12 protein-coding genes and 1 pseudogene are annotated in these 19,291 nt (G+C 35.5%); 5 read left to right on the forward strand and 8 right to left on the reverse strand.

Features of this window, described 5'->3' with window-relative positions; genetic code table 11:
- Positions 1-368: 368 nt before the first annotated feature.
- The 5 genes and pseudogenes from N2201_02835 to N2201_02855 all read right to left on the reverse strand — a co-directional run bounded on the left by N2201_02835 (position 369) and on the right by N2201_02855 (position 4,152).
- Positions 369-1,559: an FprA family A-type flavoprotein gene (locus N2201_02835; protein MCX7785150.1), complete on the reverse strand. Its 1,191-nt coding sequence runs from the start codon at positions 1,557-1,559 to the stop codon at positions 369-371.
- Positions 1,559-1,720: a rubredoxin gene (locus N2201_02840; protein ID MCX7785151.1), complete on the reverse strand. Its 162-nt coding sequence runs from the start codon at positions 1,718-1,720 to the stop codon at positions 1,559-1,561. Before N2201_02840 ends, N2201_02835 begins: the two co-directional genes overlap by 1 nt.
- Positions 1,721-1,825: 105 nt before the next feature.
- Positions 1,826-2,257, reverse strand: a pseudogene (locus N2201_02845) (flavin reductase family protein).
- Positions 2,258-2,311: 54 nt separating this feature from the next.
- Positions 2,312-3,505, reverse strand: coding sequence for a DUF438 domain-containing protein (locus N2201_02850; protein ID MCX7785152.1), 1,194 nt, complete (start codon positions 3,503-3,505; stop codon positions 2,312-2,314).
- Positions 3,502-4,152 carry a thioredoxin family protein gene (locus N2201_02855; GenBank protein MCX7785153.1) on the reverse strand — a complete coding sequence of 217 codons (651 nt, stop codon included), beginning with the start codon at positions 4,150-4,152 and terminating at the stop codon, positions 3,502-3,504. Before N2201_02855 ends, N2201_02850 begins: the two co-directional genes overlap by 4 nt.
- 538 nt (positions 4,153-4,690) lie before the next feature.
- On the opposite strand from N2201_02855, the gene N2201_02860 reads away from it, so the two are divergent.
- The 5 genes from N2201_02860 to N2201_02880 all read left to right on the forward strand — a co-directional run bounded on the left by N2201_02860 (position 4,691) and on the right by N2201_02880 (position 15,020).
- Positions 4,691-5,629, forward strand: a complete 939-nt coding sequence (locus N2201_02860) for a hypothetical protein (protein MCX7785154.1) — start codon at positions 4,691-4,693, stop codon at positions 5,627-5,629.
- A 9-nt stretch (positions 5,630-5,638) separates the two neighbouring features.
- Positions 5,639-8,578, forward strand: a complete 2,940-nt coding sequence (locus tag N2201_02865; protein ID MCX7785155.1) for a TonB-dependent receptor — start codon at positions 5,639-5,641, stop codon at positions 8,576-8,578.
- Positions 8,579-8,593: 15 nt separating this feature from the next.
- A complete protein-coding gene (locus N2201_02870) occupies positions 8,594-11,620 on the forward strand; it encodes a hypothetical protein (GenBank protein MCX7785156.1) in 3,027 nt (1,008 codons plus the stop codon).
- A 23-nt stretch (positions 11,621-11,643) separates the two neighbouring features.
- Positions 11,644-12,717, forward strand: coding sequence for a PorV/PorQ family protein (locus N2201_02875; protein ID MCX7785157.1), 1,074 nt, complete (start codon positions 11,644-11,646; stop codon positions 12,715-12,717).
- A 62-nt stretch (positions 12,718-12,779) separates the two neighbouring features.
- Positions 12,780-15,020 carry a clostripain-related cysteine peptidase gene (locus tag N2201_02880; GenBank protein MCX7785158.1) on the forward strand — a complete coding sequence of 747 codons (2,241 nt, stop codon included), beginning with the start codon at positions 12,780-12,782 and terminating at the stop codon, positions 15,018-15,020.
- Positions 15,021-15,042: 22 nt separating this feature from the next.
- On the opposite strand, the gene N2201_02885 is transcribed toward N2201_02880, so the two are convergent.
- The 3 genes from N2201_02885 to N2201_02895 all read right to left on the reverse strand — a co-directional run bounded on the left by N2201_02885 (position 15,043) and on the right by N2201_02895 (position 18,342).
- Positions 15,043-16,230, reverse strand: coding sequence for a SpoIID/LytB domain-containing protein (locus tag N2201_02885; GenBank protein MCX7785159.1), 1,188 nt, complete (start codon positions 16,228-16,230; stop codon positions 15,043-15,045).
- 43 nt (positions 16,231-16,273) lie between these two features.
- A complete protein-coding gene (locus N2201_02890; protein ID MCX7785160.1) occupies positions 16,274-17,536 on the reverse strand; it encodes an ABC transporter permease in 1,263 nt (420 codons plus the stop codon).
- A gap of 83 nt (positions 17,537-17,619) precedes the next feature.
- The gene (locus tag N2201_02895) at positions 17,620-18,342 is read right to left on the reverse strand and encodes an ABC transporter ATP-binding protein (GenBank protein MCX7785161.1); all 723 of its coding nucleotides are present in this window, start codon (positions 18,340-18,342) and stop codon (positions 17,620-17,622) included.
- Positions 18,343-19,291 lie beyond the last annotated feature (949 nt).

Genomic DNA, 19,291 nt, shown 5'->3' on the forward strand with positions numbered 1-19,291 from the left:
TATACGCAAAGTTCTGAAAAGAGTTACTTAAACCATTTGCGGTAACACCACATATGGAAGAAACCGCAGATAAAATAAGAAAATATTTAGCATCTTCAATTTATTCAATAGTAAGAATTGACTTTGTCAGGGTTCTCACTACACTTCCAAGAATAAAATTAAATTTCGCAGAATTTCTATCCTATAACTGCAGATTGAGGCATATCGAATTTTAACATTGAAAACATTTTGTATTTTTGCTAAACATTATACGGATTTATCAAACATTTTACTCGGGAATTATTTTGCATAATGATTCAATCACAAGAAAATTTCCTCATATGGTTTTATGTGTTTGAAAATATTTTGGGATATGCTTATGCCAATGTTTATAAAATGACCTCTGGGGTATTCTGATGTCGTCTTAAAATGTCGTCTGCTAATCTCTCTAATGCTTTGAAATCATCGGTTTTGGGGTAACCTTTAATCAGGATTGGCTCAATTAGTTCTATTTTTAAGTTATTCGTCAGGCTCGTAATTATTTCAAGCATTTTTCCACCCCAACCGTAAGAACCAATCACTGAGATAAATTTTAATTTTGGTCTTAAAAGATTAGTTAGATAGACCGCATATAGCACTTCAGGATGCGGACCAGTTAAGACTGTTGGCGAACCAATAACAACGGTTGCTGTGTCAACTAATGCCATTGCTAATTCGCCAATATCCGTTTCAATAAGATTAAATGGTTTTACAGTAATATTTCGTTCAATTAATGCATTTACGAAATAGTCGATCATTTTTCGAGTTGAACCATGCATCGAGACAAAAGGAATTACTACTTCATTTTTAACCTTATCCGACACCCATTCTTTATAAGCATTCAAGATAAACTCGGGATTATGATAAACAGGACCGTGGCTTGGTGCAATCATTTCAATTTTTAAGTTTTCTATCTTCTCTAAATGTTTGGCAATATGCGAACGAAATGGCATCATTATTTCAGCATAATATCTTTTTGCTGAAGCATAGACTTTTGCAGTATCAGTTGCATATAAATCGCTTGTGGCCAGATGGGAACCGAATAAATCGCACGGAAAGAGAATTTTATCTTCTCTTAAATAAGAAAGAATTGTCTCAGGCCAGTGAACCCAAGGTGCGTAGATAAATTCAATAGTTTTATTACCGAGTGAAATTATTTGTCGGTCATCAATGGTCATAATCCGATGTTCGGGGATTAAAAGTAAATCCATCAGCATTGTTTTACCTTTTGGACTCGTAACAACTTGGGCTGAAGGATAAAGTTCTAAAACTCTGGGGATCGCACCTGAATGGTCTTGTTCCGCATGATGGGAGATTATATAGTCGATGTGTTTAATATTGAGTGCTCTTAAATTATTGATAAACTCTTGCTCTTGTCTGGGGTCAGAAGAATCAATTAAACAAGTCTTATCTTTACCTTTTATAAAATAAGCATTATAACTTGTGCCATCCGGTAAAGGAATCAACTCATCAAATAATCTTCGGTCCCAATCAATCGTTCCGATGGCATAAATATCTGGTTTAATTATTCTAATCGGCATTATGCTTCCTTTTCAAATTGGTCTTTGGTGGCGCCACAGAGTGGACAAACCCAATCATCCGGCAAGGCGGAAAAAGGAGTGCCGGGTTTTATCCCAGATTCTGGGTCGCCTTTTTCTGGGTCATAAATATAACCACAGACAGTACAAATATATTTATCCATTGTTTTCACCTCTTTTTCGGTTTGTTGGTTAGTTTCTTTAATATAAGTTGGTGCGGTTTTAGGTGATTTGCCTCTTTTTATTTGATGATAATATGCATAGGTCATCGGTTCAGCATCTTTGAGTATTTCCGCATCAACAATTTTCCCAATAAACAAAGTATGGGTTCCAATATCCAAACTATTTATAACTTCTGCTTCGAGATAACCAATCGTATTATCAAGCACTATCGGTGCTTGGGTCTTACCAATTTTATATTTAGTATCTTGAAATTTATCAATATCACGACCGGACTTAAAACCGAATTTTCCAATTAAAGTCATCGGCGTATCTTGTTCTAAAATTGAAATCGTAAAAGTTTTACTATCTTGAATGTACTCATGAGTCAGATTCAGTTTATTAATACAAATTCCGATAATTGGTGGTTCTGAAGTTAACTGGCTGGCAACATTAGCAATCTGGCCATTAAATTTTCCGTTCTTTTGAGAACTGATTATGTATAAGCCGTAACTAATTTTATGGAAAGTATTTAAATTCATTTTCCTAATATTTTATGTTATGTTGTATATAATATTCCAAGTAATCAACAATCTTTAACTCCATTCTAAAAGTCTTCTTTCACCTTCAATTTTTTTAATGTCTGTTATATCCTGACTAACCTCTAAACAGCCTAAATATTTGCCTTCTTTACGAATTGCAAAATAGCGGATATAGATTAACCGATTGTTAAGGTTAATCCAGAATTCTGCTGTATCTCGTTTGCCATTGCGAAAATTTTCTAAGATCTGATTAACAATATGAACGCTCTTTTGGGGATGACAATTTTGAACTTTTCGTCCAATTACTGCTTTGGTTCTGGGAAAAATCCGTTCTTTGGTTTGACTAAAATATCTCACGGTATCTTCAGCATCAACAAAGGTGATATCAATCGGTAATGTGTTTAATAGTGTTTCCAATTCATCTTTTGAAAAACTTCCGGTTTCAAATGTTATTATATCTTTATCCTTTAATTCAGCACTAACTTTTTTATCTTCGCCGATTGGCGTTTTTGCAGATTCCGGGGTGAAGCAACAATAACCTAACTCGTCAAATTCTTTTCTTATCTCTTTCCATTCATTTTCAGTAATGACTTTAAGTCCCGTGGGAAACAGAATGTTATTTTCTTTGTAAAAATGGTTAGAGAGCATTTCAACTAAAGACAACGCATTTTCTTTTAACTGTTGGCAGAAGTCTTTGAAATCAAGATTTAATCGATTATCAGTGATGTGATAAATGTTTTTCTTTATTCCACGAATCTTATCGTGCTCTTGCCACATAATTGCTGGTGGTTGGGTAATGCCATGTTTTTCTAAATAAGGAAATAAGACATTCTCTTCTCGGAGATAATGGCTTTCTGAGTCCTTCAGATGTTTTATAATATGTTGTAAATGTTCTAACTCTTTATCACTTTTGATTCTTTCAGCAATACTTTTTAAGCTTTCGGCATTCTGTAATAATATCTTATGTTCTTCCATTAGAATATGAATTGGGTGTCCTGCTGGTGATGTGATTTGCTCTTTTTCTAAAGATTCCTTAAATAAAGCAATATGGATATCACACAACTTTTGAATTTCTTTTGGGGGTAGTCCTTCTTTAATCAGTTCTTCTTCAATCTGGGCAACTTCTTCTGGAGATGTATCTTGAAGAATATTCTGGAATTCTTGTTTGATTTTTATTGGGTTTTCGCCACAATGCAACCTTTTTATGATGTCTTTGAGAATATCTTTTTTATTAGTTTTTCCGCTCATTCCGCCTCCAACACATGTTTTATTTTTTCAACAAATACTGGTTCAGGAACCAAACCCTCAAATTGGACAGTGTCATTAAGCACGGTTTTCGGTACTGCATAGACATTATATTTATGAGCCAGATGCGGAAACTCGCTGGCTTCAATCATTTCCGCAGTAATATAAGAGCTTTCCATGGCCACTTTATGAGCAAGTTGCACCATTGGCGCACAGTAAGGACATGTTAGGGTAACAAATACCTGGATTTTTATCGGTTTATTGACATTTCTCAATATCTTTTTTGATTCAGCCGATAAACCAGACTCTCGATGGGAGACAATTTTTATTGCCTCAATGAGCGAAGTGAATTCATAACCAAAAGGAATACCGTAAAAATAAATTCCATAATCATCGCGGTCACTCTGAACAATCGTGGCAGGAATTTTATCAACTTTATATTTGTCTGCGATATTTTTGTCTAAAGTAAAGTTATAAATTTCCAAAGAAATTTTCTCTGAAAGATTTGCAATCTGTTCCATTAATCTTCGATTTTCCTCGCAATACTGACATTCCAATTCTTGAGTAAAGACAATCAGTTTTACTTTACCAGTAAGATATTCAAATTCTTTTTTTACTTGATTTAATATTGCATCATTTAATATAGGCATAATTACTCCTAACAATAAAAAACACAAATAGTTCTTGCATCTGTTTAATTAATTAGACATTATAAATTAATAAACGATTCTAACAAATAATTATAATGGAAATAGGAAAAATGTCAAAAGTTTTGGAAAATGAACTTGGGGTGGATTGTGTTAAATAAAATAACTACTTTTATTTACTTTTTAATTTGATATTTTTGAGTAGGAACATAAAATAAAATCAGTTGAATATTTTCAAGAGTAATTTTTAGCAATTTATTTAATAAAATAATAGTTTTCTCCTTTTTATGCCTTAATACGAAAGAAAAAACATTGACAATTATTAAATTTTTCATTAAGATATGTGTAATTAATGAGTTTTAGTATTAGCAGCGGTAAATACAGCACTAACACCCGCAAGGGTTATCAATTATCTTTTTATTGCACCGAACTAACCCACGGTCAAAATGACCGGGTAGGAGGATAAATGATACAATACAAATCTCCTATATTGTTGTTTCTTATCTTGTGCGTCGGATTATTTATAATAGGATGCGGACGAATGCCACCTGAACCTTACTGGACCTGGACTAAAGAAGATTCGACCGCAATCCAGACTATTGTTAATGCTTGGCGCGATACATTTAAAACTACTTTTGAAGATACCGTGATAAATATTACATATTATTTGGAAGGTGACCGCGACACTTTGCGAAAAATTATGAGACGAGATCTAAGAAGTTTTTGGATGATTCCTCATTACTGGCCCAGAGCATTTAGACATAATGTATCTAATTATCAGATGGTCGATAGTTTCATCGCAGTTAAAGACACAACTGTAATGGTCCGCCTTATGGAAAAAATGACCGGTAAAATTATCATCTATACTGATTCTTTTACTCAATATCTTCGCGATACCAATATTGCTAATAATATCTATCCGGTTTATGCGACGACATTCTCTTATGGCGACTCAGTTATAGAGAACGAATTTAAGGCAGTTTCAGTAAGACATTTGCATTTTGATAAAAAGAGCGGGAATTGGGAATTGAAAAAGATAACTGGCGGAGCACGAATTTTCTCACCAACAGAGCAAGATTACGAACCTTATTTAGGACTATGCACGCTACGAACTAGAACTAAGACTTACCCAATATTTCTAAGGCCAGATACACTCAAATATGGGATTCAACGACTTTATGAACTGGATAGTGTAATGAATTTCCCAATTTCGGATTCAAATAGTTTTACCGTAAGGTTATTTCCTTATGAAGCAACTGCAACAAATTACTTAGGTTATTCTCCAAGAATTGGCTTGATATTCTTACACCACAAGGGTAAAAGGTATGATATGCGAATTCCATATGCGACACAATTGTCCCTTCCTTTCACTTTAGGATGGAATTCAGTGATTATTGAAATTGTGCCATGGGAACGGCTTTTTACTCGTAGCGGTTATAACTCGTTTATGTGGTCATTGCCCATAAAAATCAAACCTTAACAGGAGGCGATGATGAAAATTAAATATCAAACAAATATTAAAAATACATTCCGCTTGCCGCTTGCCCGTTTTGGGCATTCCGCTCTTCGCTTTTTTGCGATTTGCGGGTTACTGTTAGCGGTTAGCGGTTTATTTGCGGGTGAAACAGGTCGGATAATCGGAAGAGTTACCGATGCTCAGACCGGTGAAGCCTTAGCCGGGGTTAATGTGATTGTTGAAGGCACTGAACTTGGTGCTGCAACTGATGCTGATGGAAGATACCTTATCACTAACGTACCACCGCGAAAACATAATGTGACCGCATCATATATCGGTTATGAGCCGATGACCGTAAAAGATGTTATGGTTATTATTGACCAAACCACGACAGTAGATTTTAAGTTAAAACCAACTGTAATTGCAATTGATAAACCAGTTATTGTTCAAGCCGAAAGAGAAATGGTCATTAGGACGGCTGTTGCTACTACACGAACTGCTTCAGCTGAAGAGTTTAATCGCCTGCCGGTAAATGCCCTGACTCAATTGGTAGGTCTTCAGGCAGGTGTTAGGCAAGATGAGACTCGCGGTTGGACTCATATTCGTGGCGGTAGATATGATGATGTCTCTTATTTGATTGATGGTGTTGCCGCACGAGATGCGATTTATGGTGTGCTTTGGTCAAGTCCTAAACCAACTACAGAAGCAATTCAAGAAGTAATAGTTATTACCGGTAGTTTTGACCCGGAATATGGTGAAGCAATGTCTGGTATTGTTCAAGCGGTAACTAAAGAAGGTGGTACTAAAACGAGTTCTAAAATTAAATATACCACAGATGAGATGTTTCCTAACGATGATTTGAATTTTGGCTATAATCAGTTACAATGGACCCTGGGCGGACCAATTCCAATGTATAACCGGATGCGTTATTTTATCTCAACTCAATATCTTAAGACTGATGATTCTCGAGATGCTCAATACAAACTTCCGGCACCAAGAGGCGAATATGCGATTGAAGGTAAATTAACTTATAATTTGCCCAAGTCTTTTCCTTTAACCCGCGAAGGATTAAAATTGACGGTTGATGCTCATCATTCAGTCTATCAATGGCAAGCATATAGTCATGCCTGGAAGTATTGGCAGCAAGGATTGCACGCTAACCGAGTGCGTTCTTATAAAGCGAATTTCCATTTGAATCATATGTTATCACCCAAAGTCGTCTGGACCTTAAAAACCGGTGCATTTAATACTGCTCTACTCCGAGCACCACGAGATTTTGAACTTGAAGCCGAAGATACTAAAGGATTTTGGGGCGCTTTACGCAAATCAGGAATTTGGGACCGTTATCTATTTTTAGGCGAAGACTGGGTTTTTAAAAATCCGCGCGGACTTTCAATAAAAGAGGCTCTGCTCAACTTATATCAAGGTTATAAGCCAGGTACTGTAAGTGATACGGTAAAATATCAGACGAAAATCAATGGTAGAGATACAACTTTATATCTTGCTGGATATAAACCGTTAGGCTATTATGCTGAAGATTATACAATGAATAACCCTTATGGTGTTTATGGGCTATTTGTTGGTGAAGGATACTCTTATTTCCATTACCGCTCTACCCAGACAAAATATATCAAAGGTGATATTTCTTATACGCCCAATAAGATTCATGAATTAAAAACTGGTTTTGATTTAACCCAATATCGATTACAAGAGTTTACCAATTCAATGCCTTATGACCCGAACCCTTTCTGGGAAAGTTATGATGCCAAACCATTAACTTTTGCGGCATATATTCAGGACCGAGCGGATTTTGAAGATTTGGTGATTAGAGGCGGTGTGCGATTTGATTATCTTGATACCAAAGCGAAACATCGGGTATTTCCTGAAAGTATTGGTGGTTCGGAACGAATTCGTGACTCAATGATACCGGTGAAGAAAAAATTACGATTATCTCCCCGTCTTGGTATCTCTTATCCAATAACTGAACGTATCAAATTCCGATTTTCTTATGGTCATTTCTTTAAGAACCCAACATTTGGCGATGTTTATTCATCATCTGAATTTACTGCTTTAGACATTACTCGTCGACCAAATTTAATTGCCGGCAATACTGATTTGTCCGCAGAAAAAACGATTGCCTATGAGATGGGATTTGATGCTCAATTGTCAGATATTTTTGCTTTTGACTTGACAACTTTTTATAAAGATGTATTCGATTTGTCCGGCACAAGACAGGTTCAATCAATTCCATCTTACCGGATGTATTATAATGTTGAATATGCGAGGGTTTTGGGTACTGAAGCAACTTTTACCAAACAATTAAGTGATTATTGGCGGGCATCAGCATCTTATACTTATCAAATTGCCAAAGGCACAGCTTCCACTGCTTATGCCGAATATATGCGTGGTTATGCAGTTCAAATTGATTACCCCTTAGACCATGATATGCGACACTCAGCAAGCTTAGACTTCTCTTTAAATTTCCCATCAGATTTTGTGTTCATCCCACTGCGAGATTTTGAAGGCTCAATATTAAGTCGCTATAATTCAGGCTTACCTTATACACCAACCGATATTCGTGGTACAAGAATTGCTGACGAAAATTCCGCGCGTATGCCCGGCTCATTTACCATTGATTCCCGGCTCAACAAATCTATAAAGATTGGAAATTTAAATATGAGTCTTTTCTGTGATATCTATAACCTATTAAATGCCGAAATTGTTCAACAGGTGTTTACCGCAACCGGAAGTCCTTCGGACCGCGGCCGAAGATTTTCCGTTGGCGAATTTTCTTTTGGCTGGCGTATTGGTGACCCATATTACCACCCAGCCCGAGATTTTAATCACGATGGCTATCTAACTCAATATGAAATGTATAAGTCCTATCTTGATGCTTATAATGACCGATTTTCAATTCCAACTTATTACGGCCCACCACGAAAAATTAGATTCGGCATAAGTCTTGGAATTTAAGACACAGGAGGAGCTATGATGACAAGAAAATTCAAAAATTTTAAAATTGGAAGATTAATATTTTATCTTATAATCTGTAATCTTTTAATCTTACAATTGGTAGATGCACGTTCTTTAACTCGTCCACCGCGCACACGTCGGATTTGGGATAAGAAATGGTTGGATATTAATCGCTGGCGGTGTCCCTTTTATAATGATGGAAGATATGCGTATGATGAAGCAACTACTGATGGCGCTGGTCGCTGGCCTTATCCTTATGAGAATACTTATATTTTTGGTGCTGGTCCTTGGGTTGGTGCAATTATTGGCGGTGATACTTTAGTGACAGTCGGTTATAATCCCAATACGGCAAGAGGTGAGTTTTATCCAACTCCAGCCAAGACTTGGGAACAAGGCACAGGCGATGCTCGTGACCGCATCTATAAGTTTCCTAACGACTGGCCACCACCTTTCGATGCCACTAAATATGATGTAACGCCTAGGGTGCTAAGAATCGATACCACACAAATACCACCAGAGACCACATATTACACATTAGTTCCTACAAAGAATTTTTCTTTACAGGATATGTGGTGTGTCTATTGTGATTTGTCGCCAGACTATCATACTGCACCTGGTCGTCCTTTAGGTATTGAAGTCTATCAAACTATTTATGCTTGGAATTATACGAGTAATCAAGATATATTCTTTATTATCTACCGAGTAAAAAATGTTTCAGGCGATACACTGAAAAAAATGATTCTTGGTGCGTGTATGGACCCGGATGTTGGAATGTATAATGATGATATGGTCGGTTTAATAAAAGAATTGTGTTTAGAAGGTGATACGATACCCGTGCGCAATGTTGGTTTTGTTGGCGATGACGATAATATTGAAACACCCCGTCCCCCTTATTGGCAAGCAGGAACGCCGGGCGTGGTTGCTTATAAGTTTTTAGAGAGTCCAAGAAAACCTGATGGAACTTTAATTGGGATGTCGGCATTTAAGAAATTTACAATTGACATTGACCCAATGAAAGACGTTGACCAGTACAAAACATTAGCCGGTTATGATTATCGAACAGGTATCTATTCGCCTTATGACTCAATCGATTTACAACCTGCTGACAAACGATTTATCCAGTGTACAGGTCCTTTTGATTTAGCTCCCGAGTCAGTTGCAACGATAATTGTTGCGGCGATAGCTGCACCATACGGTTCTGAGGGAGAATCATGGATTAACCGAGATACAACGGATTTGAAACCATTATATAAATTAGCAAAAGAAGCACAGTTTATCTATGATAACAATTGGTTATTGCCTGGTCCCCCTGTGGCATCCAATGTAACACTTATTCCTATGGACAATAAAATTAGAATCGTCTGGGATGATTTACCAGAGAGAACACCTGATCCATATTATGTTGAAGTAGCCGGCAAACCAGGAGCACCTGGTTATGACCCAGCATACAGAGCGTATGATTTTGAGGGTTACAAAATCTACAAATCAACCGATGGTGTAAATTGGGAATTGCTAGCACATTGCGATTTAGTCAACGGTATCAAGTTCCAAATTGTTACAGAGACCGTCATTCGTGGTGATATTAAAGAAGTGAATACCAAAATTTATGCTGAAGATACGATTACTCAGCCTGGTATGGTCACTAAAGCCAACGATTATCGAACATTTTATTCCTTAGAAGACAAAAAAGTAACAAATGGATTTACTTATTATTATCGGGTTGCAGGGTATGATTTCAATTTCCAAACTAAAGACACTTTAACTGGTAGAATTGATACAATCAGTTTTGAATCTAATCCGACACCGGTTTCGATTAAACCGAGATGGGAAGCACCTAATTATGATACATCATTTGTTAGAATTATACGGGTTATAGGTGATACAGTGAATCCTGGTGTACGATGTAGTACAGTAATTGTTATACCTTATGCAGTAACACCGGAGACTTTGAGGATTCGATTTGCTGGGCCTCAATATGCCGGCATGGAAAATCGGGCAGTCTATCAGTATACAGTTGATAAAGACACAACAATCAAAGTAATCTCTAACAATTGTACCACTTATCAACGCATTACTAAAAATGTTTTTGGTCCATTTAAGTTCTATTACGATATTATTGAAGGTGCCAAAAAGATGAGACAAAAATGCCCGGCAATTGGTGGAACCGAAATTATCTTCGCTTGCTCAATACCGGTCCCAACTAAATATTTTGATACCGTGTATCCGACAATCGGCTCATATCCTAAAGAAATTCTTTATCCGATATCAGGAACTGTGCGAAGAGCATTATGGGCATTTCGTGGCTCGGACTATAAAATCAAATGGAAAGTTGTTAATGGTAAAAGAACTTGTGAAATTTATGACGTAACTAATAATGTTGAAGTACCGAAAACACGATTTGTAAACAGGGTTGGAAATGATTCTTTGGCTAATGGTTGGAATTTTGCAACAGACTTAACTATAGGCCCACCATCAGATACTTTAGAACCAACTCATAAGGTTATTTATATTTGTGGTGGATTTTTTGCACTTAATTACGACCGAGCAACTAATACTCGACAAGCAATTGGTAATCTTATTGACTCAATTCAGGATGGTGATGAATGGTTTGTTAAAGGACATAAGGGATTTGGAACCTCGCCATATCATAATCTTTTCTATTTGATTGGCGACCGATTAGAGATTGACCGGACTCCTAATAAATATAAACTTAATGTCAAAGTTGTGCCTAATCCTTATATTGTGACCAATGATTGGGAAACGCATCAACTGGAACGCAAAATTGCTTTTATCAAGTTACCAGCAGAATGCACAATCCGTATCTTTACAGTTGCCGGTGATTTAGTAAAGGTGATACAACACAAAGACACGCGTACTACAAAGACTAGTGCCGATGACAAGCTACAACCATTGGAATTGGGAGGAACTGAGTATTGGAATTTATTAAACGAACATGACCAATTGGTATCAGCCGGAATTTATATCTTCCATATTGAATCTGATATTGGCGAGCAAATTGGAAAATTTGCAATTATCCGATAAGGTCAACGACCATGGAGGCAATAATGACGATTCAAAGATTCAAAGATTCGAAGATTCCAAGATTGATGTTATGTCTTGTAATCTGTAATCTACTAATTTTCTCATTAACGGCGATATATGCGGATGTTAAGTTTTCAAAAGTAGGAACAACCAGTGCTCAGTTCTTAAAAATTAGCGTTGGTCGCGCATCTGGAATGGGCGATGCTTTTGTGGCAATTGCTGATGACGCTTCGGCTACTTATTTTAATCCCGCCGGTCTTTCACAAATTAGTAAACGCGAAGGATTGTTCAGTCATATTAATTGGATTGCCGACCTTAATCATGACTATATTTCAATGGCTCTACCAACAAAATTAGGAACGATTGCCTTTTCCGCAACGGCACTTACAATGGGTGATATGGAGCGATTAATGATTGATAATCCTAAGACCACGGTCCGAGAAGATACAGCAACTGGTTTATATTTTAGTGCAGCGGATTTATCATTGGCAGTTTCTTACGGTCGCCAAATAACGGATAAACTTTCTTTCGGCTTTTCTACGAAAGCAATCTCGCAATCTATCTGGAACATGAGTGCAACAGGCGCAGCATTTGACTTTGGTCTTTTTTATAATACCGGCTATAGAAGTTTGCGATTAGGTGCAGTGATTACTAATTTTGGAACTGCGATGTCTTTTTCTGGTTTAGGCCTTGAATTCCAAGATACAACGCTTAAAACAAAACCGCGCGCAGTCTACAAAACGACGCCAACTACTTTACCGACAACTTTCCGTTTTGGTATTGCTTATAATTTTATTGAAACTCCTAATGATATACTGACAATGGCATTAGATTTGGTTCATCCTAATGATATTAATGAAACGGTAAATGTTGGTCTGGAATATGCATACAAAAAATTGTTATTCTTGCGGACAGGATATATTCTAAATACAGACCTTGAATATGCCAAAGCACTTAAATATTCAACTGGATTATCGGCAGGTGCTGGAGTTAAATTCGATTTGAAATCAGGAATGAATTTACGACTTGACTATTGTTATCGTGATATGGGATGGTTAAAAGGTGCACATCGCTTGATACTCGGAATCGGATTTTAATTTATAATTTTTTTTTAAATATACACGGGGCATTCGATTTGGATACGGATGCCCCTTTTTTTATGATGACGACGACTTACAAAAAAAGAAACAATGCAATTTCACAGATTGGCATAAGTTCGTTTTCTAAATTGATATTTCTCGCAGTAATCTTGTGTAATTTTGTGGTTAAAAATTCGGCGGCTTTGGATTGGACAGTAATGGTCTATATGTGCGCAGATAATGGAATGAATTATCAAAGTTATGACGACCTAAATGAAATGAAAGAAGTTGGTTCTTCGGAAAGAGTAAAAATTATTGTTCAAGTTGATAATTTAGCTGGTGATATTCAGCCATATGGTCGTAGATGTGTGATTAATCAAAATCAAATTGTTCAATTGGAAAATTTAGGCGAAATTGATATGGCTGACCCACAAGCTTTAATCGAATTTGTGCGGTTCGGCTATCGTTACTTTAATGCTCAGAAATATCTTTTGATTCTCTGGGACCACGGCAACGGCTGGCCTATTGGTTATTATCCGTCATCAAAAGATAAGGCAGTTATTTATGACGAATCGCATAATAATTGGATGGGAGTTGCTGATGGTGAATTAAACTATGCTGTTAAAGAAATTAAAAAAATTCTTCGCAAAAATGTCGCTATTCTTGGTTTTGATGCCTGTCTCATGGGAATGGCAGAAGTTGCTGGTGAAATTGCCGAAGGCGTTGATTATATGTTTGCTTCCGAAGAAGTTTTGCCTTATGATGGATTACCCTATAATGATTTAATATCTTATCTTATCCAAAATCCCAATATTTCGGCAAAGGATTTAGCTCCTAATATGGTTTCAATTGCTACTAATTCTTATAACAACGGGTCACAGGGTCGTGAAGAATGCACATTTTCCGCAATTGATCTAAAACAATTTGATGCGGCCCACAATAAATTTTCATCATCACTTACAATATTGTCGCGATATGCCAAGACACCAGAAATGAGACAAGCAAGAAATTCGGTGCAAACTTTTGCGATTGAATGCGACTCATATCCAGCAGGACCAAATGATGATTACATTGATTTAATCGATTTTTTAGAATTGAGTATTAATGCGGTCACAAATGCTAATGATAAAACTGAATGTCAAAAGGCGATTGATTTATTTAAAAAATCAGTTGTGGCTAAAGGTTATGTCGGAAATTATCTTGCTCGAGCAAAAGGGATTGCAGTCTGGTTTCCTGATAACTATATTGCATTCAAACATCAGTATTTAGATTATCAAAATTTACAATGGCAAAAAAATGTCAATTGGCTTTATTTTCTCAATAATTTTTATGGGATAGATGACATTAAACCAAGTTCGGTTAATCTTATCCGTTCTTCAATTGGTGGCAAAAATGATTTTCGGTTGATGTGGAACAAAAGTCATGATTTGGCGCCAGTGAGATATGACTTACTACAAATAAATAGTATTGAACAAATCTTTGAGGATAATTGCGATAGTTTTTCATCTTGGCTTAATGATGGATTTGTATTATCATCATTATATAATTATCCAAGAACTTGTTTTTATACAGGAATCGGAAATAATGTAAGTATTAAGTTAACAATAAAAGACTCAGTCAATTTAACTGAAGCGGGTTTTCTGTCTTTCTTAACCCACTATTATACTGAAGAAAACTATTGCAATAATAGTATTAAGCGCGATGTATTTTATGTTGAAGTTTCAGAAGATGGTAATAATTATTTACCAATAGATTCTTTTTATGGAAAGAATATAGGTTGGACCGAACATCGTTATCTGTTGCCACAATCTGATTATCTTTGGATCAGATTTCGGTATACAACTGACGGAACTTATCCTGATAGTGGAGTGTTTATTGATAATATAAAAATCTATAAATTTAGTGATTTTCGGAGAATAGGTGAAAATCTTGAAGATACCTTTTTATATCTATTTAATATGCCCCAAGATAAGTATTATTATATGATTCAGCCTATAGATTCTTTTGGCAATATTGGATTTTTAAGTTCAGCGCAAGAAGTATTAATTGAAAACTATTGTGAACCTTTTTCTTTACCGTCGCCTTTTTTTACTGACTGTAATATCTACTGTGATTTTCCTGCGGACCAAGAGCCGAGTCTTTATATTTATACTTTATCGGGTGAATTGATTAAGAAATTTACTTATGACGATTTTATTGGCAATGTAGTTTATTGGAATGGAAAGAATGAATCTGGTAAAGAAATTGCCAGTGGATTGTATTTAGTTTTACTTAAAGGTAAAAACTTTACTCGGGTCGGAAAAATTGCTAAAGTAAAATAAAAAGGATAAAATTAAAGTTAACTCAATATATTCTCTTTATTTTTATTCCAGAATAGTAATGTTTTAAAATTTTGTAGTAAGAAATATTTTCTCGAGCCATGGCTAAAGCACCATATTGACACATTCCAATACCATGCCCCCAACCATTTCCTAAAATCTGCACGGTATCTTTCTGAATTTTTAAATTGAATAAAGTTGATTTGAGATTAAACATTTTGCGAACTTGTTCACCCGGCACTTTATATTCTCTATCTATAGTGAATTTAATGTATTCAACTCTTTTGGTAACTTTATTGATTTCTATTTTGGGTTGGATTTGAGTTTTAAATGGCACTTTGGTTGCTGATAAAAGACTATCGAGGAATATTGCTAAAGAAATTTTCACAGTCCATTCAAAATGAGGCGAGTCTTTACAATAGGGTTTATGATGTTGAGAATGTCGAGGAGCATCAATAATCGAGACTAAATAAGGGTATCTACCATTAGCAGTCCTTCCACCACAACAAGCATGATATTGAGTAAATGCCGGTTCATCCTTAAATGTCACGATTTCTCCCCGAGTTGCTTGAACAGCTTTAATTATCGATGGGTATTCTCGCTCTTTTCCTCGGTACTCCTGGTCATAAAGATACGAAGCATATAAATCAAAATCCTTTCTTTTGCCCATAAGTGCCATTGTGTAACTTCGAGCACAGACTGCTTGGGCTTTGATTGCTTCAAACTCATTTTCCTTAGCCATGCCAATTTCACAACTGACGACACCATATAAATACTCTTCAATTGGCAGAATATTGATTGCAGTTAAATTGTATTTAACGGCAAATCGATGTGCTACTTTGTTACTAATAACAATTTTTCTCCGATACCGGCTCATGGTTTGTCGATTTTTCCCAACGATAATATCATTGTCGCTCTCAATAAAAATTTTATCAGGACTATAGAGTAATTTCTCCTTTGTCTTATCTCGAAAGGCAACTAAATTTTCTGCTGAAGAGGTAACTGCAATCAAAGTTTTATTATCCAATTTTAATATTCTATCTTGTCCCGAAATGGTATAAACCGAGGCGCCAGATATAAAGATTGTATCTGTATCCCATAAGATTGCAACTGCAACTTTGGGTTCTTCAACAAGTTTAGACGGGCGGATAAGTAAACAACAATTAATTGAGAGACATATTAATAATCCAAAGAGTAGAAAGATTTTACCCATATTACCCAGAGGTAAACTTCCAGGTAGAATCAATACTGCATATCTATCTTCTAATTTTCAGTTTTGCCGTCAGAATTAAGTCAGAAGAAAACAGTTTCGCTGCAATTATTGTTATAATCACGGCAAATATAATCATATAGGCAAATCCGCCAATAATTAAAGATGTTTGATTAAAAAACAATGCTTGCGGAATTATAAAGGGATAAGTGAAAGGAATCATATATAAAATTATCTTTAAGACTACGGAAATGGAATTGATATCTAAAAGTATAGTAATAAAATAGGGGAAGATAACCAAAAGATTAATGGGGGTTATTACTACCTGTGCTTGTTTGGCATCTGTTGCAAAGATTGATAGTAAGGTGGCTAAACTTGCGGCACAGATAATTGCTAAGAATAAAGATGTTGCCAAGACCAAATATAAAGTGGTCTGGCTCGGTCCGATATTAACCATGGTTTTTATTGCGGATGCAGTTGGCGTATTGATGCGTGACATCGGTGTCAGATAAAATTTTATTCCAAGAAGAAATACTCCTGAAAGCAAAATTGCAACTATTCCTGCGCCGAGCATCTTTCCAATCAAGATTTGCAGTCGGCTGATGGGAAAAGTTAAAAGGGTTTCCAAGGTTTTATTTTCTTTCTCTTGGCCCATCGCGGCTGCAATCATCTGACTAATATAAATTATTACCATTAACAAAATTACAGGGATAAAGACATTTTGAACCCTGATGGTATTTTTAATCTGGATAGGATTTGCTAAAAAAGTTTGATTTTTTAGATTAACATAATCTGTAATATTTAACGGACGCTTAATCGTGGCAATGGGAGCATCTTTATTATATTGTCTGATAATTCGAACACCAAGACTCTCATTTACAATATTCATTGCTGACTTCACTTGAGCCACGCCGATATCAGAAAAAGGCGACAAACTATTTATTAAAGTATATATTGATATTTGGGGATGCTGTAAAGAATTATATTTCAGTTCTAAACTTTCTGGTAAAATTAAAACTACATTAATATTTGTCTGCTGTGCTTGCTTTAATAAAAAATCAATATTGCCAATTGATTGGTTAATGATTAAATTTTGTTGCTTGAGTATATTTATTATATAATTAGAGGTGGCACTTTGGTCAAAATCAGCCACTAAAATCGGTTTCGGGGTTGTAGATTTTTTATATTCCCGTGTCATCATCCGGCCAATAAAGGCAAAAAACAGTACCATTACGACAATCGGAACTAACAGTGCGGTTGTCAGTAATTCTTTTATTTCCTTTCTAACTAAGACTAAAATGGCTCTCATTATGTTATATGTCCAAGATTATTATTCTCATAATCGGATTAACGATATAGCCACAATCCCTTATTTTGATTAGAAGTTTCTTCTCATTGAGCGACTCCAAAGAATATCTCTTCTAAGTTTCGGGCTCGATATTTATCTTTTAGTTCCGAAACTTTGCCGGTTTCAATAATTTTACCTTGTTTAAGCAAAGCAACCCGGTCAGATAAAAATTCTACTTCAAGCATATTATGTGAAGATAACAAGACCGTGCCACCTGCTTTGACAAACTGCTTAATAATTTGCCTGATTTCTAAGGAATTTAATACATCTAAACCAACAGTGGGTTCATCTAAAATTGCTAATTGGGGGTTCGTCATTAATGCCCGGGCTAAAAGTAATTTTCGGGCCATGCCTTTACTGTAAGTTTTGACTTTATCTTTTATCCTCTCGCCCAGATTAGCGAAACTTATTGCACGGTCCAAAAAGTTAATTCTTTCTTTTGAATTTGCCGAGTATAAGTCAGCAACGAATTTTAGATAATCGAACCCGGTTAAATTTTTATAGGCGCCGGCTTCTTCAGGTAAATAACTGATTAACTTTCTAACTTCGGAATCTTGTTTTACGACATCAAAGTCAAAAATTTTTGCTGAGCCCTGGTCGGGTTTTAATAGGGTTGACAAGATTCTTAAGGTTGTTGTTTTTCCTGAACCGTTTGGTCCAATCAGACCAAAAATTTCACCTTGATTGATTTCAAATGAAATACTATCCAAAGCGATAAGTGAATCATAACTTTTAGTCAGGCTATTTACAATACAGGCTTTGCTCATCTTGTTTACTTTATTTAGTTTTGGATTTAGTATAGAGATAATGTATGCTTTGTCAATCATTTTATGCAATAGGTAATGTATAATACTTTTATAAATTTAGAATTGATAGGTTAGAGCAAAAGTACTTGATTAAAACTTAGCTACAAAACATCAAATTTATAAGTGTAAAAATTTAGAGATAACGGCACAACTAAATTTGTAAAAGTTTTATTTGATAAAATTGTTTTATGGACATAAGATTTTATCAGTGGAATCAATTTATGTCGGATGAAACTTTTGATAGCAATAAAAAGACAAAAGAAGATATTTTTTGATTTTTGAAGAGATTTTGATTGTATTTCATTTCTCTTATTAATCATTTTGCTTGACCGACAAAATAGACATTCTTATTTTAGCACAATACAGCACACTGGTTTATATTACCTACTTTTTTTGATAATGACAAGGTTAACTAATTGCGTAGGTCGAATAAGACGCAAATTTATGAAAATTTAGAACTTCGAAAATGTTATAAGAAATATTATAAGATGTATAATAAGAAATATAATAAGAAATGTTATAAGAAATATTATAAGAAATATTATAAGAAATATAAATTGTTATAAGAAATATAAATTAGACAGAAGAATAAAATAGGGAGATGTAATCAAATCTTGGGGATAATCGGAAATAAAGTATTTTATAAGTATAATAAATTTTGTGGAAAATTGGAGTAAGGTATTTTTAATAGGTACAATAAAAGCGCCAGCACCAAACAAACCACAGGTCCGTTTGACCGAGAAGACAAAAGATTAGGCGACTATATCTGCTATCCTATTGATTATCGTACGGTTAAATCATTCGGCTACTTAAAGGACAATCCAAATATCTGAAGATTAGGCGGTCAGAAGGGTATGCCGGCGGGTTGCCGAGGGGTATGCCCCCCGGCCTGCCCCCTGGCTTGCCGACC

The organism is candidate division WOR-3 bacterium, assembly GCA_026418155.1.
Classification (GTDB): Bacteria; Hydrothermota; Tepidihabitantia; order Tepidihabitantales; family CAIPLT01; genus JAOABV01.

What these genes read in the sequence shown, in the direction of transcription:
- N2201_02835 (MCX7785150.1), bottom strand. Translation starts at nt 1,559, where the DNA reads ATGCCGATTAGAATAATTAAACCAGATATTTATGCCATCGGAACGATT.
- N2201_02840 (MCX7785151.1), bottom strand. Translation starts at nt 1,720, where the DNA reads ATGGATAAATATATTTGTACTGTCTGTGGTTATATTTATGACCCAGAA.
- N2201_02850 (MCX7785152.1), bottom strand. Translation starts at nt 3,505, where the DNA reads ATGAGCGGAAAAACTAATAAAAAAGATATTCTCAAAGACATCATAAAA.
- N2201_02855 (MCX7785153.1), bottom strand. Translation starts at nt 4,152, where the DNA reads ATGCCTATATTAAATGATGCAATATTAAATCAAGTAAAAAAAGAATTT.
- N2201_02860 (MCX7785154.1), top strand. Translation starts at nt 4,691, where the DNA reads ATGCCACCTGAACCTTACTGGACCTGGACTAAAGAAGATTCGACCGCA.
- N2201_02865 (MCX7785155.1), top strand. Translation starts at nt 5,639, where the DNA reads ATGATGAAAATTAAATATCAAACAAATATTAAAAATACATTCCGCTTG.
- N2201_02870 (MCX7785156.1), top strand. Translation starts at nt 8,594, where the DNA reads ATGATGACAAGAAAATTCAAAAATTTTAAAATTGGAAGATTAATATTT.
- N2201_02875 (MCX7785157.1), top strand. Translation starts at nt 11,644, where the DNA reads ATGACGATTCAAAGATTCAAAGATTCGAAGATTCCAAGATTGATGTTA.
- N2201_02880 (MCX7785158.1), top strand. Translation starts at nt 12,780, where the DNA reads ATGATGACGACGACTTACAAAAAAAGAAACAATGCAATTTCACAGATT.
- N2201_02885 (MCX7785159.1), bottom strand. Translation starts at nt 16,230, where the DNA reads ATGGGTAAAATCTTTCTACTCTTTGGATTATTAATATGTCTCTCAATT.
- N2201_02890 (MCX7785160.1), bottom strand. Translation starts at nt 17,536, where the DNA reads ATGAGAGCCATTTTAGTCTTAGTTAGAAAGGAAATAAAAGAATTACTG.
- N2201_02895 (MCX7785161.1), bottom strand. Translation starts at nt 18,342, where the DNA reads ATGAGCAAAGCCTGTATTGTAAATAGCCTGACTAAAAGTTATGATTCA.